Here is a 26,379-nt window from a genome sequence, read left to right on the forward strand (position 1 = left end):
CGTACAGCCGTACGTCCAGGCCGGCACACCGCCCACGACACAGCCGGAGCCGTACGTCCAGGCCGGCACACCGCCCACGACACAGCCGGAGCCGTACGTCCAGGCCGGCACACCGCCCACGACACAGCCGGAGCCGTACGTCCAGGCCGGCGTACCGCGCGCGACACAGCGGGGGCGCGCGTACGCCCGTTGCGGGGCGCGGGGTGCCCGTCGGCCCGTCCCCGTTTACGGCGGCCCCGGCGGGAGCCGCGGTGGCTCCGCGCCGGTGGCCCGTGGCTTCGCTCACGGCCAGGTGCTCGGGAACGTCCGGCGCCGCGACGCCGATCAGTGTGGCCGGCGGTAGCGGAGTGAACCCCGGTTTCATGGCTGCCCGGCAGACTCCGGCGCCGCCCGGCCCCCGTCAGGTCGGCGCGGGGGCGGGCTGCGCTTCCACCGGGCGGTGGCCGGCGGTCAGGACGCGGTGGGGAGCGCCGCGTCGAGGCCGTGGGAGGCGACGAGCTGTGCGCTGCCGTCGGCCAGGCGGTAGCACAGGCCCACCACGGCGGCCTGGCCGGCGGCGACCTTCTCGGCGAGCACCCGGGAGCGGTCCAGCAGCAGGTCGACGGTGTGCCTTATGTGCTCGGCGAGGATCTCGTCCGGCTCGACCCGTCCGGCGGCCCGCGCCGCCAGCACGCTGGGCGTCACCCGTTCGACGACGTCCCGGACGTAGCCGGACGGGGTCACGCCGTCCTCCAGCGCGGCGCACGCCGCGCCGACCGCGCCGCACGAGTCGTGACCGAGCACCACGACCAGCGGACAGCCCAGCACGTCCAGGCCGTACTCGATGCTGCCCAGCACCTCCGCGCCGGCCACGTGGCCCGCGGTGCGCACCACGAAGAGGTCCCCTAGACCGCGGTCGAAGATGATCTCGGCGGCCAGCCGGGAGTCCGAGCACCCGAACAGCACGGCGAAGGGCTGCTGGGACGGTGCGATCTCCGTGCGGCGGGTGGCGTCCTGGTTCGGGTGCTCGGGGGTGCCGGCGACGAAGCGCTGGTTGCCGGTCAGCAGCAGCTCGAAGGCGTCGCGGGGCGTCGGGGTCTGGATCTCGGTCATGACCGCAGCTTAGAACCCGGCACCGGTCGGCGCAGCGCCTGGTCCCCCTGTCGTCGCCGGGTCGGGTGATGCCGGCGGCCCGGGCGCCGGTCCGGCGCGGGCCCGGTACGGGGGGCCGGCGGTGGGGAGAGGGGATGGCGGGCGCGGACGCGGGGCGGACCGTAAGTTGAGGGTGAGGGCTGTTGGGGCCGGAAGGGAGCGCCACCGGTGGCATCTCGAATTGATCACGCGGCGCTGTTCGCCGCCACACCGAGCCCGTACCTGGTACTGGACCCGGACCTGATCATCGTCGATGTCAACCAGGCGTACCTGGAGGCCACCGGACGCACCCGCGAGAACCTGCTCGGCCGGCACGTCTTCACCGCGTTCCCCGACAACCCCGCCGACCCGGAGGCCGACGGGGTCCGCAACCTCGACGCCTCGCTGCACCGGGTCCTGACCACCAGCCGGCCCGACACGATGGGCCTGCAGAAGTACGACATCCCCGTCATGGACCGGCCAGGCGTCTTCGAGGAACGGTGGTGGTCCCCGGTGAACACCCCCGTCCTCGGACCGGACGGACAGGTGGCCTACATCATCCACCGGGTGGAGGACGTCACCGCCTTCGTCAAGGCCCACCAGGCCGTGCGGCCCGCCGGCCTCCGGGTGGGCCAGCACCTGGAGGAAACCCAGGCGCTGGATGCCGAGCTGTACTCACGGGCGCGGGAGCTCCAGCGGCTGAACGAGGAACTGCGCCAGGCCCACACGCGGGAACGCACGGTCGCCCTCGCCCTGCAGGAAGCCATGCTCCACGCCCCCGACCTGGCCCAGCACCCCCACGATGTGACCGTCCGCTACCTGCCCGCCACCGGCTCCCTCAACGTGTGCGGCGACTGGTACGACGTCGTCGACATCCCGCCCGACCGGCTCGCCCTCGCTGTCGGCGACGTCATCGGCCACGGCCTCCGGGCCGCGGCCGTGATGGGCATGCTCCGCAGCGCCCTGTCGGCGGCCACCCGCGCCCTGGAACGCCCCGCCCAGGCGCTGGAAGTGCTCGGCCTGTACGCCCGGTCCATCGAGGACGCGCTGGGCACCACCGCCGTCCAGGTACTCGCCGACACCCGCTGCCGCCTGATCACGTACAGCAACGCCGGCCACCCACCGCCGGTCCTCCTCCACCCCGGCGGCGACTGGGAACTGCTCGACCAGGCCACCGACCCACCGCTGGGCGCCCGCCCCCAGCACGTTCCCCGCCCACAGGCCAGCCTGTCCTATAAATGCGGCGACACCCTGGTGCTGTACACCGACGGGCTGATCGAGCGCCGCGGCGAGGACATCGACGCCGGCCTCGGACGCCTGACCGACGTGCTCGGCGCAAACGCTCGCCTCGGCACCGGACAACTCGCCGACACGGTCCTGGCACGCCTCGGCGTGTCAAGCGGCGGCCGCGACGACATCGCGCTGATCGTCGTACGCCTCTGACCGTGACGGCACCGCCACGTGACGTTCGTCGCGGCACGTCCGTCAGGACGGTGCCGTACCAGCGGGTTTCGGGCGATGACGCCCGCGGTCGTCGGCGCCGTGCCGAGGGCGGAACCCACCGGCCGGAACCGGGCCGCGGCGCGGTGGGCGGGGCCGGTCGCCGTGCCGGTGGAGTTCCAGGGCCACTGGAGCGGCGGTGAAGACCGAGGAGTAGGTGCCGACCGCGAGGCCGATGAGCAGGGCCAGGGCGAAGTCGGTGAGCGAGGACCCGCCGAGCACGGCGAGGGCGGTGAGGATGAAGACGGCGCCCATGCCGGTGTTCACGGTGCGGGGCAGGGTCTGGAGGATCGCCTGGTTCGTGAGGTCGGGCAGCGGTGTGGAGGCAGCTTGGCGGGTCGGTCCGGCTGTGCGGGTCAGTTCCCTGACGCGGTCGAAGAGGACCACGGAATCGTTCACCGAGTAGCCGATGACGGTGAGCAGGGCTGCCAGGAACACTCCGTCGACGGGCTTGCCCAGCCAGGCGAAGACGCCGACGAGGATCACCACGTCGTGGGCGAGGGCCGCGACCGCGGCGGTGCCGAACAGCAGACGGAAGCGCGCCGCCAGGTAGACGAGCTGCGCACCGAGGGCCACGGCGAGCGCGACCAGGGCGTCCCGGCGCAGCTCCTTGCCGAGGCTGGGGCCGATCAGTTCGTCGCGCACCTTGTCCGCCCCGCCCGCGAGGTCGCGTACCGCGCCGGTGACCTCGGCTTCTTCGGCGTCGGTCAGCCGCTCGGTGCGCACGGTCAGGCCACTGTCGCCGGAGGACTGCACGACGGCCCGGGGGAATCCGGCGTCCGCGAGCGCGGCGCGGGCCCGGTCGGCATCGACGGGCGCGCTGGTGGCGTACTCGATGAGGCGGCCGCCGGTGAACTCCACACCCAGTTCGAGGCCCCGCACCGCGATGCCCGACGCGGCCAGGACGAGCACGGCGGCGGACGTGGCCAGCCAGCGGCGCGGGTGGCGCATGAGGTGGGGGTCGCGCCGGGTGAGCCGGGCACGGACGGCGCCCGTGGTCGCGATGCCGGTCAGGTGCGGACGGCGGCGCAGGCCGGGGCGGCCGGCGGCGTACTCGGCGAGCACCCGGGTGATCACCAGGGCGCTGAACATGGAGGCGAGCACGCCGATGCCGAGGGTCACACCGAAGCCCCGCACGGGTCCGGACGCGAGGAAGAACAGCAGGGCGGCGGCGATCAGGGTGGTGATGTTGGAGTCGGCGATCGCGCTGAGCGCGTTGCGGAACCCGGCCGCCAGCGCCGAACGGGCACTGGGGCGGCGGCGGGCGGCGTACTCCTCGCGGGCCCGTTCGAAGACCAGCACGTTGGCGTCCACGGCCATGCCGATCGCCAGGACGAAACCGGCCAGGCCCGGCAGGGTCAAGGTGGCGCCGAGCACGGCCAGAGCGGCGTAGGAGACCAGGCCGTAGCAGAGCAGGGCCACGGCGGCCAGCGCTCCCATCAGCCGGTAGACGGCGATGATGAACAGCGAGGTCAGTGCCGTGCCGATGGCCGCCGCCCAGGCACTTGCCGTGATGGCCCGCGCGCCCAGGGTCGGGCCCACGGTGCGCTGTTCGACGGTCTCGACCGGCACGGGCAGCGCTCCGCCGTTGATGAGCAGGGACAGCTCGCGGGCTTCCTCGGGACCGAAGGAGCCGGTGATCTGTGTGGCGCCGTCGCGGATGCCGGTCCCGCAGGCCACGGACGGGTCGACCTGCGGTGAGGAGATGACCTTGCCGTCGAGGACGATGGCGACCCGCCGCTCCGGAGCGCCCGGCGGGTGGCAGGCGGCCTCACCGGTCAGCCGGGCCCAGCCGTCGCGGCCGGCGCCGGCGAAGCCGACGGTGACGTGCCATCCGGCGCCGCCCTGCTGGTCGAAGCGGGCGGCGGCTTCCTCGACGTGCGCGCCGGTCAGGGCGGCGGCACCGAGGCGCAGGGGCGTACCGGACTCGTCGGGCAGGACGGATTCCCGGGACCGCCCCGGCAGGGAACGGGAGTCGTCGTCGGCGTCGGCAGCGGTGCCGAGCACGGGGTGGAAGGTGAGCTGCGCGGTGCGGCCCAGGACGTCGGCGGCCTTCTTCGGGTCCTGCACACCGGGCAGTTCGACGAGGATGCGGTCGTCGCCGGAGCGGACGAGGGTGGGTTCGGCGACGCCGAGCGCGTCGATGCGGCCGCGCAGCACCTCCAGGGTGCGGTCGGTGGCCGCGCGGTCGGCGTCGGTGGTGGCGGTGGACCGGGTCTGGAGCACGAGCTGGGTGCCGCCGCGCAGGTCGAGTCCGAGACGGACCGGCACGGTGACGGCGATGTACAGCGATACGGCGATCACGGTGAGGGCGAGCAACGCCCTCACGCGCTGGGAACGGGTCAACGGGAGCCTCCGGCAGGCACACCACGGCCACGGCGCGGGCCGGGGGCGGGGTGAGCGGTGAGGGGAAGGAAAGGGGTGTCAGGTGCCGGAGGCGACCGGCGGCGCCCGGCCACGGTCAGGGGGTGCGTGAGGACCCGAGGAGGGGAGGTGCCGGGTGGATTCCGTGTGCCGCGCCGGGCGGGGCGGACCGACGTCCGTGCCCTCGGGACAGGCACCGGGATGGCAACGCGGAGCGGGCTGCTCGCCGTGCTGCTCCTGACGCGGTGCCGCCCGGACGATGCAGAAGGGGTCACACCCGTCGCCGGCACGCGGCCCGGGGTCCAGGTGGTGACCCGCTGCTTCCGCGATCACGACCGGGGGGACGTCCGCGGGCGCGGGGCCGCCTGTGGCCGCGGGGTCGCCTGTGGCCGGGGGGTCGCCCGGGGTTGAGGAGCCGTACGCGGTGGCAGGGTCGCCCGTGTCCGCGGGGCCGCCCATGGCTGCGGAACCGTACGGGGTCGCGGGGCCGCCCGTCGTCCCGGCGCCACCCGAGGCCGAGGCACCGCTCGTCATCGCGGGGCCACCCGCCGTCGAGGCACCGTTCGTCATCGCGGGGCCACCCCCGAACGCCGTGCCGCCCGTCATCGCAGGGCCACCCCTCACCGCAGCGCCGCCCGCGCCCGCGGGGCCGGTCAAGCCCACCGTGGTCAGCAGTGTCAGGACGACGGCCGCCAGGACCGCTCCGGCGGAGGGCCGGGCGTTTCCTCGGCGGGAGGCGTGGAGCATGACCCTCCCCTCTCGTCGTGGTGTGCGGGTGCCGGGTCCGGGGGCGGGCGGCCACCGGTGGGGTCGGACGGGACGTCAGGGTTCGATCAGGCCGACGCGGATGGCGTACCGGGTGAGTTCGAGGCGGTCACGCAGGCCGAGCTTCTGCAGCAGATTGGCGCGGTGCCGCTGGACCGTCTTGACGCTGATGAACAGCAGCTCGGCGATCTCCTTCGACGAGTGCCCCTCGGCCACCAGCTTCAGGACCTCCTCCTCGCGGGGGGTGAGGACCTGGTCGGGGGCTTCCTCGCCGCGTCGGGCCCGGTCCAGGTAGTTGCGGATCAGGGCGGTGACCGCGCCGGGGTACAGGAACGGTTCGTCCCGCATCGCGGCCCGGCACGCGGCGACCAGGTCCCGGTCGGCGACCGACTTCAGCACGTACCCGCTCGCGCCGGCCTTCAGGGCCTGGAAGAAGTACTGCTCGTTGTCGTGCATGGTGAGCATCAGGATGCGCAGGCCCGGCTTGAGGACGGCCAGTTCCCTGGCGGCCTGCAGGCCGGTCATGCGCGGCATGGCGATGTCCAGCACGGCCAGGTCGACGTCATGGGCGCGGGCCAGGTCGACGGCCTCGGCGCCGTCGCTGGCCTCGGCGACCACCTCCAGGTCCGGTTCCTGGTCGAGGATGAGCCGCACACCCCTCCGGACCAGCGCGTGGTCGTCGGCGAGCAGGATACGGATCGTGCTCCGGGAGGCCGTCCGGGGCGGTGTCCCCGCCGGGGACGTCGTGGCGTCGGGCATGGTCAGGGCTGCTTCCTGGGAACGGACGCGGTGAGCTGGACCCGGGTGCCGGTACCGGGCGCCGGGGTGATCTCGAGGCTCCCCCCGATGAGCAGGGACCGCTCGCGCATGCCGCGGATGCCGGCGCCTTCGCGGGGGGCCTTGATGCCGGAGCCGTCGTCGGTGACCGTCAGCACCACGCTGTCGTCGGCGTGGCGCAGGGCGACCGTGACCCGCTGGGCGTCCGCGTGCCGGGCGACGTTGGTCAGCGACTCCTGGGCCACGCGGTAGAGGACCAGTTCGGTCTCCGGCGCGAGGGCGGGCAGGTCGGCGTCGAACCGGCGGCCGACCCGCAGCCCGGTGTGGGTGGCGAAGTCCTCGGTGAGCGAGGTCAGCGCACTGACCAGCCCCAGGTCGTCCAGCACGCCGGGCCGCAGCCGGCGCACCAGGCGACGGACCTCGTCGAGGCTCTGCCGGGTGATCTCCTGCGCCTCGTGCAGCTCTTCCCGCAGCGCCGCCGGTGCGTCGTCCGCGGCCCGTTTCAGTCCCAGCAGGATCGCGGTCATGCTCTGGCCGACCTCGTCGTGCAACTCCTGGGCGATGCGGCGGCGTTCGGCCTCCTGGGCCAGCAGGGCGCGGGCGCTGCTGGTGGCCCTCTCGTGTTCCAGCCGCTCCAGCATGGCGTTGAACGTGCGGATCACCTCGGCGACCTCGCCGCCCCCGGAAGCCGGCAGACGCTGGCCGGGGCGCAGCAGGTCGACGGTGGTCATGAGCTTCGTGAGCCGGTCGAGCGGGGCCAGTCCGAGCCGCAGCAGCACGGCGTTGGCGACGAGCATCACGGCCATTCCGCCGACCAGGATGACCGCCTCGGTGAGCAGGACCGGCACGGAGACGGTCACCGGGGCCCACAGGAGCAGCGCGGTCGCCGTGCCCAGCACGACGGCGTTCAGGGCGAAGATCCGCCAGAACAAGGACACCGGCCCCACGCCTCCCCTTCTACACCCTCGGTCCACCTCCACTGTCGGCCATCGCGCAGCCCCACCGCGTCCACGGTACCGGGGCGCTCGGGTGCGCCTGCCGCCAGCGTCCCCCCGTCGCGTGTGCCGCGTCGATGGGGCTCGGAGCCCATTTCACGGGGCGCGCACCACCCATGGCCCTCCCGTATGGGTCCCGCGCCCCCGCGTAGATGGGTTCCGCGCCCGATAGGTGTCCGCCGCAGGCCCGGCCATGGTGGGAGGCACACGATCACCGCCGACGACGAGCGTGCGGCTCGGCGACGCCGCCGGGCCGTGGGCCGCCGCGAAAGGAACCGACCATGTCACTCGACGTCACCCGGGCCGAACCCCACCCGGACGAGGCCCGACGGCACCTGGAACACGCCCGTGTCTCGCGGCTGGCCCAGCTCCAGGCGCTCGACGAGACCGTGCAGACCACGGACGCGTACCTGCTGTCCGAGCAGAAGTCCGCCATGAAGCGGGTCCTGAAGGAGATCGAGGATGCCTTCACCCGCGTCGACGACGGCTCCTACGGCGCCTGCCAGGACTGTGCCAAGCCCATCCCCGCGGAACGGCTGGAGATCCTGCCCTACACCCGCTACTGCGTCGCCTGCCAGCGCCGCGCCATCTGACCACCGCCCGTCACGCCGCCCTCCTGCCTCCTGCCCCCGAAGGGGTGAAGTGGTGAACCACCAGACGATCGGCCAGAGCACGACGCACCTGTCGGCCGAGGACCTCGCCGCGCTGCGCCGGCACCTCCAGGAGCAGCGCCTGTTCCGCCAGGAGCAACTGCTGCAGCTCGCCGGACCGGTCACCTCACGCGCCGAGGACCGGCTGCAGCGGCAGGCCGCCGCGCAGATCGAGGTACGCGTCAAGCTGACCGCGTCCGCCCGCATGGTCCTCGCCGATGTCGAGGCGGCCCTGCGGCGCATGGACGACGGCTCGTACGGCACCTGCCACCTGTGCCGGCGCCCCGTCGACCGGGAGCGGCTGATGATCGTGCCGCAGTGCCGCTACTGCGTCCGCTGCCAGCAGGTCAGGCGGGCGGTCCCATGACCGGCACCGGCCACGACCGCACCACCGCCGTCCGGCACCTGCCCTGGCCGCTGTGCCGGCGCTGCTGCGGCGTCGCCCTGGACATGGGAAGCGTGCGCACCCGCGCCTGGATCGCCGGAAAGGGTGTGGTCGTCGACGTGCCCTCCGTGACCTTCCCGGGCTCCGGCGCGGTGCATCCCATCCAGCGCGGCACCATCATCGACACCGCGGAGTGCGCCCGTATGCTCCACCGTCTGCTCGCCCACCGCCTGCCGCGCTCCGCCCGCCCCATGGTCATCGTGACCGCGCCCGTCCTGGACGGCGTCGCCTACCGCGCGCACGCCCGCGGCGCGGTCGACGTGCTGCGCCCGCGCAGCGTCCTGACCGTGCCCAGCGCCCGGGCCATCGCCGTGGCGGCCGGCGCGGACATGTCCCGTCCGCTGATGGTGGTGGACATCGGCGCCCATCTCACCGAGGTGGTGCTGCTGGCCGACGGTGACATCACCGACGCGCGCCGCACCGCCCTGGGCACCGGCGATCTGGACGACACGACCACACCCGAGGAGATCGCCGGTGCGGTGGCCTCGATGCTGACCGCGATGCTCCGGCAGGACCGCACCTCGCTCGCCGCCGACGCGGCGCACCGCGGCGTCCTGCTGGCCGGTGGAGGTGCCTTGCGTCCCGGGATCACCCGCCGTCTCACCGAGCGGTTGCACATGCCGCTGCACGTGGTCACGGCCCCGCACACCGCGGCGGTTCGCGGCGCCGCCAAGCTCCTGCAAGCCGCCCACACCCACCCCTCCGCGTCCGGCGTTCTCCCGCCTGTCCGCCCCCGCTAGACCGTGGCGCGCGGGGTCCGACGCGTGCGGTCGTAAGGCGGAGGAGGGGGTCGGCTCGGCGCGCCGGTGACCGACGGCGAGGTGGCGGACGTACGTGCCGAGTCCCGTGGCCCCGGGGGCGATCGGCGAGAACTCGGGACCAACCGCGAGACACACTGCCGGGCAGCGCCCGTGCCCCGGTTCCCCGGGTGCCCCGTCCACTGCGTCCACGCCGGAAGGAGGACACGTGCCCGGCCGCAATCCGCCCCCTCCCGAGGACTCGCCCGGACTCGCGCTCCGGCGCCTGAGACGGAACCCCCTGTGCCGCCGCAGCCATCTGGTCCGGGCGTGGGCCCGTCTGTGCCTGCTGCTGGCCGCGCTGGCGGCCACCCCTGCCGCCATGGTCCTCGTCGGCGACGCCGCCCACCGCCACTACGCCCGCGCCGCCCAGCACCAGGCCGCCACCCGTCACCAGACCACCGCCGTCCTCCTGGAGGACTCCCGGCACCACCCCGAACCCGGGTCGGCCCAGGCCAGGAAGACGCGCTACCCGGCCGAGGTCCGCTTCACCGACCCGCACGGGCGCACCCGCACGGCCACCGCCGACGTCGAGCCCGCGCTGCCCCGGGGCAGCGTGGTCCGCGTCTGGGTCGGCACCGACGGCACGATCACCGGCCCACCGATGAGCCCCCGTGAGGTCCGCAGCCGCGCCATGGGATCAGGCATCATCGCCACCCTGGGCGTCCACGCCGCGGCGGCCGCCGCCTACGGTGCCGCCTGCCTCGTCATCCAGCGCCGCAACCTCGCCGCGTGGGACACCGCCTGGGCCCGGACGGCTCCTCGCTGGACCACGTCGCCGTAGGCCCCGGCCGGCCGAGGGTCCGCTCGACGTCCCCTCGCTCGCCGCCCGTTCCGCGGCCCTGCCGGGCCGCCTGGCCGCGATCGAGGCCGTGTGGGACGGCGACACGGTGCACGACTGGTTCGTGCTCCTGATCGCGGTCCTGGAGGATCCGGTCGGCGAAGGCCCCTTGGCGACCGTCTGCCACCGCCGTGACGGGCCCGGGCGGCCGCGCGGCCGATGGAGGAGCCGTGACCGAGTCGATGCTGTGGTCCAGCGTCCGGGGAGGGCCCGGACAGACCCTGTGACCGTTCGTCCCGCATGGGTCGCGTCGACGCGGGAAACCGGTGATCACGTTTCGGCGATGCGGGAGGAGATTCTCTGTGCACAAGGGCAAGTGGATAACGGGCAGCGCGCGCAAGGAGTTGGCCGACGCCTTCACCAAGGAGTACCGGGAGGGGCGGTCGATCCGCGCCATAGCCGAGGCTCATGGCCGGTCGTACGGCTTCGTGCACCGCGTGCTCACCGAAGCCGGCGCGCCTCTCAGGGCGCGGGGCGGCGATGTCCGCACCGGCACCGCCCATTCGACGCGATAACAGCCGCGTCCCCGGCCGCCGGAGGCTGGACCACCGGTTTCCGGGTAGCCGAACCCCGTGGGGCCCGACGAGAGCAGGGCACCCCCGGCGAGAGGAGTGTCATGTCAGGAGTTCTCCAACGACTCAAGCAGTTCGCCAACAGCCCGCAGGGCCGGCGCACGATCGACCAAGTGCGCCGTACCGCCGCCGATCCGCGCCGTCGAGCCCAGGCCCAGCGTCTCATCGGCAAGCTGCGGACCCGCCGTTCGGGTTCGGGCGTCTGACCGTCCCGACGATGGCCGGAGACCGGGGCACACGGACCGGGCGGTCCGCGACCCCTAGGCCCCGTCGGTCGTGAAGTACGACTCGTGGGAGCCCCGCAGGGCGTCGTAGGGCGGGCGGGGCCTTCGGAAAACCCCCAGCCGTGCCCCTGCGCCGGCGGCCCCGCCGTCTGCTCCCGCCACGTCGTCCGGCGCACCGGTCAGGCGGTCGTCCCCTCCCGGTCGGAGGACGGCCACACGTAGGGCAGGTCGTCCGGTACGCCGGGGAACACGGGCGCGTACGTGTCCCGGTCCTTGCGGACGAGCGCTGACTGGTGGCTGCGGTGGAAGGCCTCGTCACCGAGCCACGGCGGGAGTTCGCCCGCGGCGGCGAGAGCGGGCTGGTCGCGCACGTGTGCGCCAGGACGGCCCGCGGCGTATCCGGCGATCAGTGACGCGGCACAGCTGTCCTGGTGGCCCTGCTCGCGCCAGACCCGGCAGACTTCGAGCCCGTAGCGGACCAGGGCCTCCTCGTAGCCGTTCCACATGCGCACGGCCGGGTGCCTGCGCCAGCCGTATCCGGGAACGGTCAGGCCGCGCAGGACCTGGAGTGCCTCGACCCGCTGCTTGCCCAGGCGGCGCCGGTCCAGGAGCAGGGCGGAGCGCCGGAAGTCGGCATCGGGCAGGAACGTCTGCATGGTCGCCGTCCTGGAAGTGGTGGGGCGGGAGCGGGAGTTCGGGTGGTTTGGGGTCACTCGGAGGTGTGCCGCCGGGCCCGGCGGGGCGAGGGGCGGTCAGCCGTCGGCGGCCGGGGGGCTCGCCCTGTGGCCGGGGTGCCCGAGGGTGCGGCGCGCCTCCTTCATCTCCGCCTCGTACAGGTGGTCCCGGCCCTGGGCGAGTGCGTTGACCACGCCGCGTTCCAGTTCCCGGAACGGCCCGTAGTAGGTGTCGTTGTAGGCCTCGATGATCTGGAAGGTCCAGTGACCGGGGATGACGTCGCGGCCCAGGATCTCCGCCTCGGCCTTCGCCGCCCACTCGGTGTGCCCGGCATCGCGCAACAGCCCTACCGCTCGCTCCAGTTCGCGGTCGGCTCCACCGGTCAGCTGGTGGAAGCTGTACAGGTGGCCGCGGGCGCGTTCCGTGGTCTCCAGGGCCTTCGACAGCGATCCGAGGGCTTCGACGGTCAGGTCGTCGACACCTTCCGGGCGGTGGTACCGGTGCTCGGACCCGCCCTGGTACTCGTTCATGGCACTCCCTGGGTGCTGTGGCTCTGTCGGTCCCCGCATCCCTTCCCGTCGCGCCGGGTGACCGCGTGCGGCGTGGGCCGGACGGGTGAGGAGCCGTCGTGCGTCGTGTGGCCGCGCGTTCCCCGGGATCGCCACGCGCGGACGGGCGTTCACCGCGTGCCGGAGCCACGGGCGGCGGCGCCGGCCAGGCCCCGCAGCAGGGCGCTCCGGCCGTGCCGTGGAACCGTCCACAGGGTCACTCCCCGCACGCCCCACTGCTCCAGCAGGGCGTTGGCCGCGAGGAAGCCGGTCGTCGCGGCCCGTTCCATGAGCGCCACGGGCAGGCCGGTGCGGACGAGGTCGCCGGCCACCACGAGGTGGGGATCCGGGGTGCGCACGGCCGGCCGGTCGCCGTGCCCGCCCACCGGGAACAGCGGGCAGTCGTCGCGCCATTCGTGTCGGGCGTCGACGATCGTCGCGTCGCGCGTCTCCGGATAGACGCGGTGCATCTGTTCGATCAGGCGCTTCTCCTCGACGTCCCGGGCGGCGCCGTCCGGGACGGCGTAGGCGTGCAGTTCCACCACGGACCCCCCGGTGCGTGCGGCCCAGTGGGCGGCCTCGTCCTCCCAGCGCTCCAGGACACTGACGTTGTCCAGGCTCCCGAATCCGCCGGTGCCCAGGAAGCCCGGACGGCCCGGTGCCACGGGACGGTCCAGCCACAGCCTGGTCACCAGGAACGGCGGGGCGTTGCGCAGCCGTGCGATCCGCTCGCGCCACGAGGCGTCGCCCAGCAGGTCCGACCGGGCGACGAGGCGGCGCAGGCCGGCGGTGTCCAGGGCGAGGACGACGGCGTCGTGGTGCCGCTCGTCCCGGTCCGTGACGACCTGGTGACCGCCGCTGCGCCCCGGCGTGATGTGTTCGACGGCCGTGGCGGTGCGCACCTCGGCGCCGTGCCGCCGCAGGTGACCGGCCAGGGGCTCCCACAGGGCGGCCGGGAAGGGTGCGCGCGGCACGTCGAACAGCAGGCCCTCGGCCGAGCCGAGGAAGTAGACGTGGAACATCAGCGCCATCTCGGCCGCCGAGAGCTGGCGGGGGTCGGCGAAGAAGCTGCGGGAGAACACCTCGAAGGCGAGGTGCCGGGCCTTCTCGGGGAAGCGGACGGCGTCGAGGAACGCGTGGGCGCTGACGTGGTCCAGCCGGTCGTAGATCTCGGGGACGCGGACGTCCAGCAGCGGCAGGGCCGCGACCGGGTTCATGCGGCACATGTCCCGCAGGGTGAAGGTGGGGCTGAGCGCGGCGAAGCCGAGCGCGCTCCACGGCGGGGTGCGCGGGACGCGGCGGAAGCTGTCGCGCGTTCCGCCGGCGTGCAGCAGCGGGTAGTCGGGCAGACCGGTCAGCCGCCGCAGGCCGGGGTCGGTACGGCGGAGCAGCCCGCGCAGGTTGTAGTACTGGCGGAAGAAGGCGTGGAAGCCCCGGCTCATGGTCACCCGGGTGCCGTCCCGCAGGGTGGTCGGCCAGCCCCCGGCGCGCCCGCCGAGGTACGGCTGCCGCTCGTACAGCGTCACGGCCACCCCGCGTTCGGCGAGCGCCGTGGCGGCGGCGAGACCGGCGATGCCGCCGCCGACGACGGCCGCGCTGGGGCGGGCCCCGCCGACGCGCCGTGCGCCGGGCGGCGCCGGCAGCATCCGGGCCCGCCGGTCCCGTCCGGGACGATCGCCGTCCGGCCGCTCTGCCGCGGCTGCCGTCTGCTCGGCCGCGGCCGCCGTCTGCTCCGCCGCGGTCATCGCGCGCTCTCCGCGCGCCGGGCGACGACGGTGTGGGTGATGCCGGTCTGCCAGCCCGGCAGGGGCAGCGCCCGGACCCGCTCGAAGCCGGCCGCGCGGACGCGGGCGGCCAGGCGGTCGACGGTGTCGAACTCGACGACGCTGCGCCACAGATGGCGGTACAGCCCGCCGTCCCCGAGGACGGACGCCACGGGCTGCACGAGGCCGCGGCAGACCAGGCTCCACACCGTTCGGTCGACGCGGCGGCCGCTGAGGGCGTACTCGTGCACGCCGAGCCGGCCGCCGGGCACGAGCAGGTCCCGCACGGCGGTGAGGACGGCGTCGGGATCGGACACGTTGCGCAGCAGGTAGGCGGCGAAGACCGCGTCGAACGGCCCGGTCACGCCCGCCTCGGCCAGCCGTTCCGCCGGTGCCCGCACGAAGGTCACCCCGTCCGCCCAGGGCTTGGCGGCGGCCCGCCGCAGCATGCCGGCGGAGGCGTCGACGGCGGTGATGTGCGCGGCCGGCAGGACGGCGCGGAGCGCGGCCGTCGAGGCGCCCGTGCCGCAGCCCAGGTCCAGCAGGCGCAGGCCCGCCGCGGACCCGGGCAGGCCGAGACGGCGTACCGAGCGCCTCAGATGGGCGTGGTAGCCGGGGTTGGCGGCCACCAGCCCGTCGTAGCCGCGGGCGGCGTGGTCGAAGGCGGCGGTGAGGTCCTCGTCGCGCAGCAGCGTCATGCGGTCTCCAGGTCGGTGCGGTGGCGGGTGATCGGCCGGGCGGGGCGGTGGAGCGGGACGGGCGGCTCAGTCGAACGGGCGGCGGGGCAGGAGGGGCAGTTCGAGCGCCGAGCGGAGCATCGGGCCGATCGGGGTGCGCAGGCCGATGGCGAGGTCCTCGCGCAGACAGGTGCGTCCGTCGAGGAAGCGCAGCAGCCGGGGGGCGGGTACGTGGGCGAACAAGCCGCAGAACAGCGCGGGGCCGTCGACCCGGCCGCTGGCCAGGGCGCGCAGGAGGACGGCGTCCATGGCGCGGGACCTGGCGGAGTGGGCGGGAGGCGGCGCCGGCCGCCGTCCGCGGCGCAGGGCTGCGGCGACGGCCCGTGTCTGACGTTGCAGACCGGCGAAGGTGTAGCCGGTGGCCGGGCGGGTGGCGCCGCCGGCGGCACCGATGCGGAACACGCGGGCCCCGGCCTGCCGGGGCATCGGCGCGTCCGTCATCGGGATGACGCCGGTCTCGGTGGACAGGACCTGTGCGTCGCCGAGGCGCAGCACGTCGTCGGCGTAGTGGCGCACCGCCGCCTCGTACTCGCCGTCGGTGAGTGGCCGGGATGAGAACTCCGTGTACTCGACGAGGGCTTCGTGCGGTCCGACGGGCAGGACGTAGCCGAACGACAGGCCGTCGGCGGGCTGCGGGGTGCGGAAGTCCATGAGGTCGACGGTGCCGGGGTCGAAGACCGGGCGTGCGGTGCGGACGAACCAGCCGTGGAAGTGCTGGAGCAGGGTGGTGCGGGCGGCGGGCAGGCTGCCGGGCGGCCGGGAGTCGAACACCCAGCGGGCGGTGAGCACCCGGGCTTCGCCGCCGGCGCTCCGCACCTGGACGCGGGCTCCGCCCTCGACGTCCTCCACCGTCTCGACGGTGGCCTCCAGCCTCCGCACGTTCGGGCTGCGCGCCAGGTCCCGCCCGACCAGGCCCTCGAAGTCGTCGGACCGGATCATCTTGTACCGCAGCGGCGCGAGGTCCCCCTCGATCGGGTCGCCCGTGGGGGGCCGTACGCGCAGGTGCCCCCAGGAGGCCGTCAGCGCGCCGTCGAAGCGCCCCGGGCCCGGTTCCCAGAAGCACCAGGTGCGGCGCGGTGGGCGCAGTGGGCCCGGCGGCGCGTCCACCAGCACGACGGACGGCGTCCGCAGTCCCCGCGCGGGCCCGGCCAGACGGTGGGCCAGGGACAGTCCTGCGGCTCCGCCGCCCAGAACGGCCACGTCCGCCTCGAACACGACGGCTCCTTCCCTGCTGTGCGCCGTGCTGTGGGTGCACGTGCTCTGCCTCTCTTCCCGCCGGAGTGCCCGAACGGACGCGGGTCACCCGGATGCGGCACGCGGAGGCCACGGAGGACGGCGCCGCGGAAGACACCACCGCGGACGCCGGGCCCCGCCGCCCCGGCCTCGGAACGCTGGAGCCGGTCTCCCGCCGCCGTGTCCACCGCGTTCGTCGCGTACGGAGGCATCCTGGACGCGGTCACCGAGGACGACCGTCCGCTGGCCGGATGGCCGTCGATCACACATGGGAAGGGCTTCTCCTGCGGTGCGCGGGCACCCGGCGTGGCCCGTCCGCGGCGTGCACGGGGCGTCTGCGCTAACGTCCGCCGTCATGACGTTCACTTCGCTCGAGGACCTGCGGGCCGAGTTGCGGAATCTGGCGGAGCCGGCCGTACGGGCGCAACTGGAGCGGGTGCTCAGCCCCGCGGAGGACGACGAACTGCTCGGCGTGCGCGTGCCGGTGCTGCGCAAGCTGGCGCGTGCCTACCGCGAGCTGTCCCTCGACGACGTGGACGTACTGCTGCGCGGCCGTGTCCACGAGGAGCGCTTCGCCGGGCTGCTGGTCCTGGCCGAGCGGGTGCGCACGGCGAGCGGCGCAGACCGCGAGGCGCTGGCCGACTTCTATCTGGCGCGCACCGAGTGCGTGGACAACTGGGACCTCGTCGACGGTTCCGCGCACGTCGTACTCGGGCCGTGGCTGCTGGAGGGTGACCTGCGCGTCCTGGACGAACTCGCCGCGTCGGCGCGGCTGTGGGACCGCCGGATCGCGGTGCTCGCCACGCTGGCGCTGATCCGCGCGGGCCGCTTCGAGCCGACGCTCGGCCTGGTCCTGACGTTGCGCCAGGATCCGGAACCTCTGATCCACAAGGCGCTCGGCTGGATGCTGCGGGAGATCGGCCGCCGGGACGAACCGCTCATGGTGGCCTTCCTCGCACGGCACCTGGACGAGCTGCCGCGCGTCACCGTGCGCTATGCGACGGAGCGCCTGGTGCGGGCCGAGCGGGCACGGTTCGTGAGGGCGCGATAGGCCGGGTACGAACCCGGCGCGGCCGGCAACCGCCCCGGCCCCCGTAGGGTCGCGTGCATGCTCCTGTGGATCAACGGTCCCTTCGGTGGCGGCAAGACGCAGACCGCGTACGAACTCCGACGCCGGCTCGCGGACAGCGTCGTCTGCGATCCCGAACACGTGGGCTTCGGTCTGCACCGCATGATGCCCCCGTCCTTGCGCGGCGACTTCCAGGACCTCGCCGCCTGGCGGCTGGGGGTGGTCGGCGTGCTTGATCACGTCCTGAGCACGTACGAGGGGACGGTGATCGTGCCCATGACGGTCGTGGAGCCGGCGTACTTCCGCGAGACCGTAGGTCGCCTGCGCGAGCGCGGCCATGATGTGCGGCACTTCGCCCTGCTGGCCGAGCGTGAGACGGTGCTGCGCCGGCTGCGCGAGCGCGGCTTCGGACACGTCGTCCGGTTCGTCGCCGGCAAGGACGCTCCCCTGCGTCGCGAGAGTTTCGCCGTGTCCCGGCTCGACCTGTGTCTGGAGCGCCTGCGTGCCCAGGAGTTCGGGGAGCAGGTCTGGACCGACCACCTCACCGTGCCCCAGGTCGCCGAGCACATCGCCGCTGCCGCCGGCCTGGCACTCGCCCCGAACAGGGACGGAGCACTGCGCGGACGTGCGCGGCGGGCCTGGACAGGGATCAGGCACATCCGGTTCGACTGAGCACCTGCCCCCGCCGCCGGAAGAAGGAGCGCATCCGCTCCCATAACGCACAGTCACCGTTGCGTGTCACCGACGGGTGCTCAATTCCCCCGCGCGAGGACGTGCTTGCCCAGGCCCGGCTGGGAGCCACTCCCGCGGTCACTCGATGCAGCGATGTGTGTGCCGTGTCACGCACTTTCGAAGCTGCCTAAGTTGTCTGCATCACAGCGGAAATGTCCCTTTAGCGTCCATGCTCGAAACGGATACCGACTCCCAAGTGGAGCTTATCGGCATCCTCTTGGGCATGAAGCCGCAAAGTGGCTCATGCCACACCATTCACCAGATATCCCTTTTCCTCCCATTTCCCCTGTTCCGCCGGGAAGGTGCACCATGGCCGCTTACCTCTGTCCTCCTGCCGTGATACACGGCGAGCACCCCGTGAAGACCAGCCAGATCGTGGCGGAGGTGCGCGACCGGCACCCGCACGCCGCGTGGGCGCAGCGGATCGACGGCATCGCGGCCAGTACGGGTATCGAGACCCGTGGGTGGATGCTGCCGCTGGAGACCGCCGTCGCGCCCGGCAAGGGCGGCGGCCTGCGGGCCGTCGGCGTCGAGCCGGCCCAAGAGGCACTGGCACGTGACGGGTTCACCCAGCAGGACGTGGACCGCGTGATCGCCGCGCTCGAGGCGCTGCCCACGCCGCAGACCGTCCAGGAGCGCACCGGGCCGGCCTGGCAGGCCGTACAGTCCTACGGAGAGCGCGCGGCACGCGGGGCCCTGCAGATCGCCGGGCTGGACACCGCGGACATCGACTGCCTGATCACCAGCCACTCCACCACCCCGGCGCTGCCGGGTCTGGACATAGCCCTGGCCAACAAGCTCCCCCTGCGCGACGACGTGATGCTGCTGCCGGCCACGCAGTGGGCGTGCATCGCCGGGACCCGCTCCCTGGCGCTGGCCGCGGACCTCGTGGCGGCGGACCCCGACCGCGTGGTCCTGGTCGTCATCTCGGAGGCGCTGAGCACGACCTACCAGCCCGCGGACGACACCCTCGAGTCGCTGATCGTCCGGCTGCTGTTCGCGGACACCGCGGTCGCCGCGGTCGTCACGGGCCGCCCCCGGCGCGAGTCGGTGCTGCGCCTGGACGCCGCCTGGCATCACACCCTGCCCGGCACCCAGGACCTGCACCGCCTGGAGACGCGTGCGGACGGCACCCACTTCGTGATGGACCGGCGCGGGCCGCGCGCCGTACAGGAGACGGTCACCGCGATGTGGGAGTGGCTGCGCGTCCGGTACCAGGACCACCCCGACGCCTGGCACCCCGACGTGCTGCTCGCGCACCCCGGCGGCACCCGGGTGCTGGAGTACATGGAGCAGACGATGCCGGACGCCTGGCCGTCGGGGCTGCTGGACCACAGCCGGGACAGCTACACCACCGGAAACCGCGGGGGCGCCGCCGTGTTCGACATCCTGCGGCGGGCGCATGACGCCGGGCAGAAGCCGGGCAGCCGCGCCGTTCTCTACGCGGCGGCGCCGGGCCTCACCGCCACCGCCCTGGAAGGGGAGTGGCTGTAGTACGCCCCACCGGTACCGGTGCCGGTACCAGCCCCCGGTGCCGGTACCAGGCCCGGGCACCGGCCAGGTACCGGCAGGCACCTGGCCCCCGTGGCCGCGTCACCTCGCGACCTCCGCCCAGACCACCTTGCCGGTGTCCGTCCACCGGACCCCCCACCGGGTGGTGAGCCTGTGCGCGATGTGCAGGCCACGCCCGCCGTCGTCGAGCAGGCCGCCCCGCCTCAGACGTGGCCTGCCGCTGCCGGTGTCGCCCACCTCGCACAGCAGGCCGGGACCGGACCTGATCAGCCGTACCGTGATGGGACCGGTGGCGAAGCGCACGGCGTTCGTGACCAGCTCGCTGATCAGCAGGACCACGTCGTCGCGGGTGTCGGCCTTCGTGCGCCACTGCCGCAGCAGCACGGAGACCTGCGCGCGGGCACGAGCGGGGGCGTCGTCCCGGGCGGGCAGCCGCCAGGTCGCGGTGTCCCCCTTGCGGTAGCCGATCATCCGTGCCAGGAGCAGGGTCACGTCGTCGCGCTGGCGAGCGGGTGCCAGCGTGGAGACGACGTGCCGTGCCGCCCGCTGGAGGGCGTCCCAGGGGTGCACGGTGGACACGGCCTCCGCCAGCCTGGCGATGCCCTCGTCGATCGGCACGGCCGGATCCTCCACCAGGCCGTCGGTGTAGAGGGCGAGCAGGGAACCCGGCGGTGCGCTGAACGTGTGCACGTCGAACGGTTCCCGCAGAGCGAACTCGGCGCCGAGGCCGGGGTGCGTGCGGATCTCCAGCGGGCCCGCGTGCCCGTCCGGGGAGACCAGGACCGGTGGGAGGTGGCCCGCGCTGGACAGGGTCACCCGGTGGCTGACCGGGTCGTAGAGGGCGATGCAGCAGGTCGAGCCGAGGGCGCTGTAACCGGCCGTCAGCCCGGAACCGGCGTCGTCCAGCAGGGAGACGGTCTCGTCCAGGTGCTCCAGTACCTCGTCCGGCGCGAGTCCGGCGGACAGCAGCGCGCGGGCCTCCATGCTCAGCTGACCCATGGTGGCCGCGGCTCCCAGACCGTGCCCGACGACGTCGCCGACGACGAGTGCGGTGCGGCCGTCCGGCAGCGGGAAGCTGTTCACCCAGTCACCGCCGACGCCCGCGCTGTCGGGGGTGGCGGGCTGGTAGACGCTCGCTATCTCGATCGTGTCGCCACCGGTCCGGGGCAGGAGCCGGCGCTGCAGGGCCAGCACCTGGGTGTGCTCGCGCTGGTGCTGGCGAGCCAGGTCGACGTGGTGGGCGGTCCTGGCGACCAGTTCCTGCAGGTCGAGCAGCTCGCTGTCGCGGAACGGGGAGTCCGCCCGCCGCCAGACCTCCGCCACGCCCAGTACGACGGGCGGCGTGCCGTCCAGGACCAGCGGGACGCACGCCACACCCGCCGACCGGTCACCGGGTACGAGGGCCCGCACGACGCGTGGACTGCCGAGCACCCGCTCGACGGCCTCCCGGTCGGGTATGACGATGGTCTGCGGGGCGTCGTCGCGCAGTACGGCCTGCGCCAGCAGGCGGCTCGCGTCGCCGGGGAGGTCCTCCCCCGGAGTCACATAGCCCTCGGGCCACGCCCGGTCCGGCACCAGGGCCGCCCGCCGCAGCCGGATGCGCCCCTTCGAGCGGCCGGTGACCCCCTCGCCCGTCCACACGGCGAAGTCGAGGTCGACGGCGGCCACGTCCCCCCAGGCCAGCAGGGACTCCGCCAGCGACTGCGCGGTCTCACCGATGTCCAGCGAGGTGCCGATCGCGGTCTCGGCGGCGTACAGGTGCAGTCTCCTGGCCATCGCGATCAGGGAGACGGTCAGGCCCTCCTCGGGCGCCGCCGCGGGCAGGATGCTCATCGACACGACCAGCTCCGACCCGTCGCCGCGCCGCAGGCGCTGGATCCGGGCCACGTGCGCCTCACCGGTCTCCAGGACCTGCCGCAACCGCCGGGTGACCGTCGGTACGTCCCCGGGGGGCAGGAGACCGACGAAGGGCCTCCCGGCCACGGCTTCCAGACCCGCGAACACCGGGGCGTCCAGATTGCAGCGGGTGATGACCAGATCCCGGTCCAGGTTGACCGCGCCGAGAATCTGCTCCTGCCGGCCGGTCGCCGGGTCCTCGGGTGGCCGCCGGCGCGTGGTGCGGTCGCCCCGCGCGTCGGCGGGACGGGCGGCCCCTGCCGCTCCGCCGCGCGGGATGTAGCGCCCCAAGGCCCTGCTGACCAGGTCGAACGCGGAAGAGGACGATGGGGAGGGTGTGGAGTCCATGCAGCTCTCTCCGCAATCCCCGGCGCAGCGCCGGGGCCGTACTCGGACCCGTGCGACGGGGTCCCGAGAGCCCCGGCCGCACACCTCATTGAATAACAGCGGGGGTCGCTTCGCCCACACGGCGGCACCGCGAGGCGGGTCGGCGACGGACCGCCCCGGCGACGTCCTGAACACGGTCGGCGTGTACCGGAAGTGCCTGGTGAGGATGGCGGACAGCCCGTTCCGTGATCCAGGATGAAGGGATGGTCACGCTTGAGACTCCGCGGTTGATCCTGCGTCGCTGGCGCGAGGAAGACGTCGCGCCCATGGCCGCCATCCATGCCGACCCCGAGGTCATGCGGTGGATCCGTGACGGCAGCGTCCGTGACGAACAGCAGACCCGCGGCGGGATCCAGGCGTGGGAGAGCGAGTGGGAGTCACGGGGCTTCGGCCTGTTCGCCGTGGAGATCCGCTCCACTGGAGAGCTGGCCGGGTTCACCGGTCTTTCGGTGCCGCACTTCCTGCCGGAGGTGCTGCCGGCGGTCGAGGTCGGCTGGCGGCTGGGACGTTCCCACTGGGGGCAGGGCCTGGCCACCGAGGCGGCCATGGCCGCCGTACGGTTCGGGTTCGAGGAACGGGGGCTGGAGCGGATCGTCAGCATCGCTCAGGTGGGCAACGACGCCTCCGAACGGATCATGACGAAACTGGGCATGCGTCCGGTCCGTGAGACCGTCCATCCCGCCGGCGGTCGGCGGGTGAGGGTGTTCGAGTTGTCGTCGGACCAGTACGTCACCCCCACTCGTTGACGGCGGCGACGGGGACGACGGCCTCCCGGCCTCGCTCCGTGCGGGAGGCGTGGGGAGGTTCGCCCTCCCCGCCTAGAGCGCGGTACCGGTCTCCCGCGCCAGGGCCGACAGCAGACGGTCCTGGAACGCCTCGTCGTGGACCGCGCGGTGCGGCTCCTGCCGTCGGCGGTGGTACCAGTACCCGCCGCTGGTCAGTGCCTCGGGGTCGTCGCTCACCGCCAGCCACTCCTGCGTCCGATGGCCGAGTTCGAGGTCGTCCGGTGCGTGGGGGCCGCCCATCCTCGTCGGCACCCAGCCAGGGTCCACCGCATTGCTGAGCACGTCGCGGCCGCGAGCGTCGTGACGAACAGCTTGCTGTCGGCGTACGACCCCGGGCCCCGCCCCCGCCAGTCGACCCCGTCGAGCGAGGGCCGCCCGCCGAAGTGCGAGTCGCTGCTGAGGTACACCAGGCGCCGTGGGGCGCGGAGCAGGGCCGTGAGCAGGTACGGGGCGACGATGTTGACCGGCATGACGGCCGGCCCGCTCCAGACGCCGGCGTTGTGGACGACCGCGTCGAGCGGTTCGGCGTCGTCCAGTTCGGCGGCGATGCGCCGTACGGCGTCGCGGTCGGTGAGGTCGCCGGCCACGAGGTGCGCCCCGCGGGCGGCCAGCGGGTCGAGGGCCACCGCGCGCTCCTCGTCGCGGGCGTGCACCACGACCTGGTGTCCGGCGGACGACAGCGCGTCGGCGGCGGCACGTCCCAGGCCGTCCGCGGAGCCGGTGACCAGGATCCGGCTCACGGGCGCGCCCCCTGTCGCACGCGTGATGTCCGGGCGGACACCACCGCTGGGAGTGTGAGAGCCCCTTCGGCATCGCGCCGGACTGCTCCTCGCATGGAATGCCTCCTTCCGTCCGGGCCGGCCCCCGGCTCGTCCGGGTGCCGGGTCCGTGTGCGGACACGCTGCCGGCCCGAGGAGCCCTGGCCGGCTCCTCCCCCGGTGTTCAGGCTGCGAAGACCTGCTTCGCGGCCGTGATCGCCGTCATGGCCTTGGGCCAGCCGGCGTAGAAGGCGAGGTGGGTGATCGCCTCGATGAGTTCGGTCTCGGTGACGCCGTTCTCCTTCGCGCGTCCGAGGTGGAAGCGGAGCTGGTCGGCGTCACCGCCGGCGACGAGCGCGGCGACGGTGATCAGGCTGCGGTCGCGGGCGGCCAGCTCGGGGCGGTTCCAGACGTCCTCGAACAGGACGTCGTCGGTGAGTTCGGCGAGCTTGGGGGCGAAGTCACCGACGGTACGGCGTCCGCCGCCGATCTGCCGGGGCTGGTCGGTCATCGGAGATCCTTCCGGTTCGGCGCGGGGTCAGCGGCTGCGGGGACGGGTGTACTGCTCGTCGGTGACGGGCTCGTTCCAGGTCGTCTCCTCGCTGCCGTCGCCCTTGCCCTCCCACATCGCGATGTGCTCCATGAAGCGGTCGGCGGTGGCGCCGTGCCAGTGCTCCTCGTCCGGGGGGCAGGTGACGGTCTCGCCGGGGTGTGCTTCGAAGACGGTCCCGTCGCGGGTGCCGATCAGGGCGGTGCCGGAGACGACGTGCAGGGTCTGGCCCAGTACGTGGGAGTGCCAGTGGGTACGGGCGCCCGGGGAGAAGCGGACCAGGTTGGCGCGCATCCGCGACGGCTCCTGTCCCGCGTAGAGCACGTCGAACCAGACGTCGCCGGTGAACCAGGCCGCCGGTGCCTTGACCGTGGCCTGCCGTGTGACGAATTCCATGGGGGTCCCTCTCTGGGGTACGGGTTCGAGGATGGTTCGGGCGGCGCCGGCGCGGGTGAGGCCCGGGCCCGGCAGAGGGGCGGCCGCTCGGTGACCGGAGGGAGACGCGCTCGCCTCGGGCTCGTCGGCGGTCTTCCCGGAGCAGCCGCCGTCATCGAGGAAACCGCGGGCCGGTGAGGCGGGGAAGGGTCTGCTGTTCCAGGTACTCACAGGACCCCCCTCCCCTGCGGCATCCGGCATAGCCTGAGCATCGTGAGTCCCGAGAGCGATGTCCGCGAGTTCCTGGCCTCCCGCCGCGCCAGGATCACCCCGCAGCAGGCGGGCCTGCCCGCTTACGGCGGCAACCGGCGCGTGCCGGGGCTGCGCAGGGAGGAAGTCGCCCTGCTCGCGGGTGTCAGCGTCGACTACTACGTCCGCCTGGAACGCGGCCACCTCGCCGGAGCCTCGGAGGAAGTCCTCGGCGCCGTCGCGAACGCCCTCCAGCTCGACGAGGCCGAACGCGCCCACCTGAACGACCTGGCCCGCGCCGCCGCCAGACGTCCGGTCCGCCGTACCAGACGCAGTGGCCCGCTGCCGGACAGCGTCCTGCGTGTCCTCAAGTCCATGACCGACTCCCCCGCCTTCCTGCGCAACGGCCGCCTGGACATCCTGGCCACCAATCGCCTGGGCCGCGCGCTGTACTCCCCCCTGTTCCCCGACAGCACCACCGAGTCGGTCAACATCGCCCGTTTCCAGTTCCTCCACCCACGCGGCCGGGACTTCTTCCCGGACTGGGAGGAGTCGGTGAACACCACCGTGTCCCTGTTGCGCACCGAGGCCGGACGCGCCCCGCACGACAGCGGCCTGACCGGGCTCATCGGCGAACTCGTCACCCGCAGCGAGGAGTTCCGCACCGCGTGGGCCAAGCACAACGTGCGCCTGCACCACACCGGCCGCAAATCCTTCCGCCACCCGGCCGTCGGCGCCCTCACCCTGGACTTCGACGCCATGGAACTGCCGGCCCTGCCCGGCCTGACCCTCACCGCCTACAGCGCCGCCCCCGGCACGGCCGGGCACGAGGCCCTGCGACTCCTGGCCTCCTGGGCCGCCACTCAGGAGACGGACGTCATGGTCCCGACCGCTGCGGCGGAGGACCGGTAGCCCGCGGGCCCGCCCGGCGAGCGGCACGGTGCGCCGGAACCGGGCGCACACGCCGCGGAACCGCCGGCCTGGAGGACTGACGTCCGCCGGCCGAGCCGGCCGCGGTGAGCGCGCCGCGGCCCGAGCGCTCCCCAGCCGTCGGCGGAGACCCGTCAGCGTGCGCCGCGCAGCTGAAGGAGGTACGCCGCGGTCAGCGCGACGGCACGGTCCGTGTCGTGGGACAGCTCCACGAGGGCCCGTGACGCCCTCGGTCCCGGGACGCCCGCCAGCGCCTGGGTCAGCCGTCCGCGTGCGGGCGCTCCCGTGGTGTCGTGGGCGAGGCGGTCGACGAACACGCTCGCGATCTCGTCCGCCGTCGCGGTGTCGCCGGCCAGCACGCTCAGCGCATCGGCCGCGTCGGTGTCGTTCCTTCCCTCCACGATCATGTCGATGAGCACCGGGACCGCATCGGCCAGACCGCGTGCGCCGAGCGCCAGAGCCGCATGCCCGCGCACCACGGCGTCGGGGTGGGCGAGGGCGTCCCGCAGTCGCGCGGTGGCTTCCTCTCCGGGCATCTCGGCGAGGCACTGAACGGCACGTTCCCGTACCGCGGCCACCGGTGAGCCGAGGCCCTCCGCCAGCAGCGCAGGGCCCGTGCCGCCCGATCGCGCCAGCGCCCATCGAAGGGCCCCGGCGACGTTCGGGTCCGCCTCGCCGAGTGCCGCCTCGACCAGGGCGTCCACCGGTACCGGAACCTCGTCGGCCGAGGAGAGGGCCGCGCGCTGGCGTGCGTCGGCGTTCTTCGACCCCAGTGCCTGGAGCAGCGCGACGACTTGGAGGACGTCCTCCCAGCCGGCGGGGTCCGCGGCGCGGATCCGGCGGAGCCGCGTGAGCAGCTCGGTCTCGGCCGCGATGCGGTCGCGCGTCTGGCGAACGAGGTCGTCGACGAGTGCCGAGGGCGTGAAGCCGGGATCGTCGAGCGCGCGTCCGATCTCCCGCAGCGACAGTCCCAGCGACCGCAGGCTCTCGATGTGGAAGATCCTGCGCATGTCCTCGCGGGAGTACTCCCGGTATCCGGAGCCCGTACGACCCGAGGGGCGCACCAGACCGAGCGACTCGTAGTGCCGGAGCATGCGGGCGCTGACCCCGGACCGCCGCGCCACCTCACTGATCAACACG

The 26,379-nt window shown here is 73.8% G+C and carries 27 protein-coding genes and 1 pseudogene; 12 read left to right on the top strand and 16 right to left on the bottom strand.

The features are described from left to right. Positions 1-271: 271 nt before the first annotated feature. Together AB0947_RS28145 and AB0947_RS28150 are read right to left on the bottom strand one after the other, a co-directional pair. Positions 272-382: pseudogene (locus AB0947_RS28145) on the bottom strand (RidA family protein); the annotation flags it as partial. Positions 383-450: 68 nt separating this feature from the next. Continuing rightward, positions 451-1,092 carry a carbonic anhydrase gene (locus AB0947_RS28150; RefSeq protein ID WP_366753123.1) on the bottom strand — a complete coding sequence of 214 codons (642 nt, stop codon included), beginning with the start codon at positions 1,090-1,092 and terminating at the stop codon, positions 451-453. A gap of 207 nt (positions 1,093-1,299) precedes the next feature. Between AB0947_RS28150 and AB0947_RS28155 the strand changes: the two genes are divergently transcribed. Further along, the gene (locus AB0947_RS28155) at positions 1,300-2,553 is read left to right on the top strand and encodes a SpoIIE family protein phosphatase (RefSeq protein ID WP_366753124.1); all 1,254 of its coding nucleotides are present in this window, start codon (positions 1,300-1,302) and stop codon (positions 2,551-2,553) included. Positions 2,554-2,595: 42 nt separating this feature from the next. Here the strand turns inward: AB0947_RS28155 and secD are convergent, their stop codons facing one another. The 3 genes from secD to AB0947_RS28170 form a co-directional block, all read right to left on the bottom strand. Further along, entirely contained in the window at positions 2,596-4,956 is a 2,361-nt protein-coding gene (gene secD / locus AB0947_RS28160; protein WP_366753125.1) for a protein translocase subunit SecD, read from the bottom strand. Positions 4,957-5,796: 840 nt separating this feature from the next. Further along, positions 5,797-6,498, bottom strand: coding sequence for a response regulator transcription factor (locus tag AB0947_RS28165; RefSeq protein WP_366753126.1), 702 nt, complete (start codon positions 6,496-6,498; stop codon positions 5,797-5,799). A gap of 2 nt (positions 6,499-6,500) precedes the next feature. Continuing rightward, positions 6,501-7,454 (bottom strand): HAMP domain-containing sensor histidine kinase, encoded by a 954-nt coding sequence (locus AB0947_RS28170; RefSeq protein WP_366753127.1) that lies wholly within the window; start codon positions 7,452-7,454, stop codon positions 6,501-6,503. 338 nt (positions 7,455-7,792) lie between these two features. Between AB0947_RS28170 and AB0947_RS28175 the strand changes: the two genes are divergently transcribed. From AB0947_RS28175 to AB0947_RS28200, 6 genes are all read left to right on the top strand, one after another. Beyond that, positions 7,793-8,104, top strand: a complete 312-nt coding sequence (locus AB0947_RS28175; RefSeq protein ID WP_366753128.1) for a TraR/DksA C4-type zinc finger protein — start codon at positions 7,793-7,795, stop codon at positions 8,102-8,104. Positions 8,105-8,153: 49 nt separating this feature from the next. Beyond that, positions 8,154-8,528, top strand: a complete 375-nt coding sequence (locus AB0947_RS28180; RefSeq protein ID WP_366753129.1) for a TraR/DksA C4-type zinc finger protein — start codon at positions 8,154-8,156, stop codon at positions 8,526-8,528. Beyond that, positions 8,525-9,346 (top strand): rod shape-determining protein, encoded by an 822-nt coding sequence (locus AB0947_RS28185; protein ID WP_366753130.1) that lies wholly within the window; start codon positions 8,525-8,527, stop codon positions 9,344-9,346. The genes AB0947_RS28180 and AB0947_RS28185 overlap by 4 nt, the downstream gene beginning before the upstream one ends. Before the next feature lie 226 nt (positions 9,347-9,572). Continuing rightward, positions 9,573-10,187, top strand: coding sequence for a hypothetical protein (locus tag AB0947_RS28190; RefSeq protein WP_366753131.1), 615 nt, complete (start codon positions 9,573-9,575; stop codon positions 10,185-10,187). Positions 10,188-10,546: 359 nt separating this feature from the next. Beyond that, positions 10,547-10,759 carry a helix-turn-helix domain-containing protein gene (locus AB0947_RS28195; RefSeq protein WP_366753132.1) on the top strand — a complete coding sequence of 71 codons (213 nt, stop codon included), beginning with the start codon at positions 10,547-10,549 and terminating at the stop codon, positions 10,757-10,759. 101 nt (positions 10,760-10,860) lie between these two features. Further along, positions 10,861-11,022 carry a hypothetical protein gene (locus AB0947_RS28200; protein ID WP_366753249.1) on the top strand — a complete coding sequence of 54 codons (162 nt, stop codon included), beginning with the start codon at positions 10,861-10,863 and terminating at the stop codon, positions 11,020-11,022. A 197-nt stretch (positions 11,023-11,219) separates the two neighbouring features. Here the strand turns inward: AB0947_RS28200 and AB0947_RS28205 are convergent, their stop codons facing one another. From AB0947_RS28205 to AB0947_RS28225, 5 genes are all read right to left on the bottom strand, one after another. Beyond that, on the bottom strand, positions 11,220-11,696 hold the full coding sequence (locus AB0947_RS28205) for an MSMEG_6728 family protein (protein WP_366753133.1): 477 nt from the start codon (positions 11,694-11,696) through the stop codon (positions 11,220-11,222). A 96-nt stretch (positions 11,697-11,792) separates the two neighbouring features. After that, positions 11,793-12,245, bottom strand: a complete 453-nt coding sequence (locus AB0947_RS28210; RefSeq protein WP_366753134.1) for a hypothetical protein — start codon at positions 12,243-12,245, stop codon at positions 11,793-11,795. Between the two features lie 149 nt (positions 12,246-12,394). After that, positions 12,395-13,909, bottom strand: a complete 1,515-nt coding sequence (locus AB0947_RS28215) for an FAD-dependent oxidoreductase (RefSeq protein ID WP_366753250.1) — start codon at positions 13,907-13,909, stop codon at positions 12,395-12,397. A gap of 95 nt (positions 13,910-14,004) precedes the next feature. After that, the gene (locus AB0947_RS28220) at positions 14,005-14,724 is read right to left on the bottom strand and encodes a class I SAM-dependent methyltransferase (protein WP_366753135.1); all 720 of its coding nucleotides are present in this window, start codon (positions 14,722-14,724) and stop codon (positions 14,005-14,007) included. 66 nt (positions 14,725-14,790) lie between these two features. Next, entirely contained in the window at positions 14,791-15,978 is a 1,188-nt protein-coding gene (locus AB0947_RS28225; protein ID WP_366753136.1) for a lycopene cyclase family protein, read from the bottom strand. A 373-nt stretch (positions 15,979-16,351) separates the two neighbouring features. Here AB0947_RS28225 and AB0947_RS28230 point away from each other — a divergent pair, with 373 nt between their 5' ends. From AB0947_RS28230 to AB0947_RS28240, 3 genes are all read left to right on the top strand, one after another. Further along, entirely contained in the window at positions 16,352-17,047 is a 696-nt protein-coding gene (locus AB0947_RS28230) for a DNA alkylation repair protein (protein ID WP_366753137.1), read from the top strand. 57 nt (positions 17,048-17,104) lie between these two features. Beyond that, positions 17,105-17,737: an ATP-binding protein gene (locus AB0947_RS28235; protein WP_366753138.1), complete on the top strand. Its 633-nt coding sequence runs from the start codon at positions 17,105-17,107 to the stop codon at positions 17,735-17,737. 369 nt (positions 17,738-18,106) lie between these two features. Next, positions 18,107-19,291, top strand: a complete 1,185-nt coding sequence (locus AB0947_RS28240; RefSeq protein ID WP_366753139.1) for a type III polyketide synthase — start codon at positions 18,107-18,109, stop codon at positions 19,289-19,291. A gap of 99 nt (positions 19,292-19,390) precedes the next feature. Here AB0947_RS28240 and AB0947_RS28245 read toward each other — a convergent pair whose 3' ends face one another. Beyond that, positions 19,391-21,553: a SpoIIE family protein phosphatase gene (locus AB0947_RS28245; protein ID WP_366753140.1), complete on the bottom strand. Its 2,163-nt coding sequence runs from the start codon at positions 21,551-21,553 to the stop codon at positions 19,391-19,393. A 242-nt stretch (positions 21,554-21,795) separates the two neighbouring features. Here AB0947_RS28245 and AB0947_RS28250 point away from each other — a divergent pair, with 242 nt between their 5' ends. Then, complete coding sequence (locus AB0947_RS28250) at positions 21,796-22,338, top strand: GNAT family N-acetyltransferase (RefSeq protein ID WP_366753141.1); 543 nt, start codon at positions 21,796-21,798, stop codon at positions 22,336-22,338. 72 nt (positions 22,339-22,410) lie between these two features. On the opposite strand, the gene AB0947_RS28255 is transcribed toward AB0947_RS28250, so the two are convergent. The 4 genes from AB0947_RS28255 to AB0947_RS28270 form a co-directional block, all read right to left on the bottom strand. Beyond that, the gene (locus AB0947_RS28255) at positions 22,411-22,554 is read right to left on the bottom strand and encodes a hypothetical protein (protein ID WP_366753142.1); all 144 of its coding nucleotides are present in this window, start codon (positions 22,552-22,554) and stop codon (positions 22,411-22,413) included. Continuing rightward, complete coding sequence (locus AB0947_RS28260) at positions 22,551-23,117, bottom strand: SDR family NAD(P)-dependent oxidoreductase (RefSeq protein WP_366753143.1); 567 nt, start codon at positions 23,115-23,117, stop codon at positions 22,551-22,553. Before AB0947_RS28260 ends, AB0947_RS28255 begins: the two co-directional genes overlap by 4 nt. A gap of 202 nt (positions 23,118-23,319) precedes the next feature. After that, positions 23,320-23,646: a carboxymuconolactone decarboxylase family protein gene (locus AB0947_RS28265; protein WP_366753144.1), complete on the bottom strand. Its 327-nt coding sequence runs from the start codon at positions 23,644-23,646 to the stop codon at positions 23,320-23,322. Positions 23,647-23,673: 27 nt separating this feature from the next. Then, positions 23,674-24,081: a cupin domain-containing protein gene (locus tag AB0947_RS28270; RefSeq protein ID WP_366753145.1), complete on the bottom strand. Its 408-nt coding sequence runs from the start codon at positions 24,079-24,081 to the stop codon at positions 23,674-23,676. Positions 24,082-24,333: 252 nt separating this feature from the next. On the opposite strand from AB0947_RS28270, the gene AB0947_RS28275 reads away from it, so the two are divergent. Next, positions 24,334-25,221, top strand: a complete 888-nt coding sequence (locus tag AB0947_RS28275; protein WP_366753146.1) for a helix-turn-helix transcriptional regulator — start codon at positions 24,334-24,336, stop codon at positions 25,219-25,221. A gap of 152 nt (positions 25,222-25,373) precedes the next feature. Here the strand turns inward: AB0947_RS28275 and AB0947_RS28280 are convergent, their stop codons facing one another. Then, complete coding sequence (locus tag AB0947_RS28280) at positions 25,374-26,378, bottom strand: MerR family transcriptional regulator (protein WP_366753147.1); 1,005 nt, start codon at positions 26,376-26,378, stop codon at positions 25,374-25,376. Position 26,379 lies beyond the last annotated feature (1 nt).

It is taken from the genome of Streptomyces sp. NPDC047841, assembly GCF_040704085.1.
Lineage (GTDB): Bacteria > Actinomycetota > Actinomycetes > Streptomycetales > Streptomycetaceae > Streptomyces > Streptomyces argyrophylli.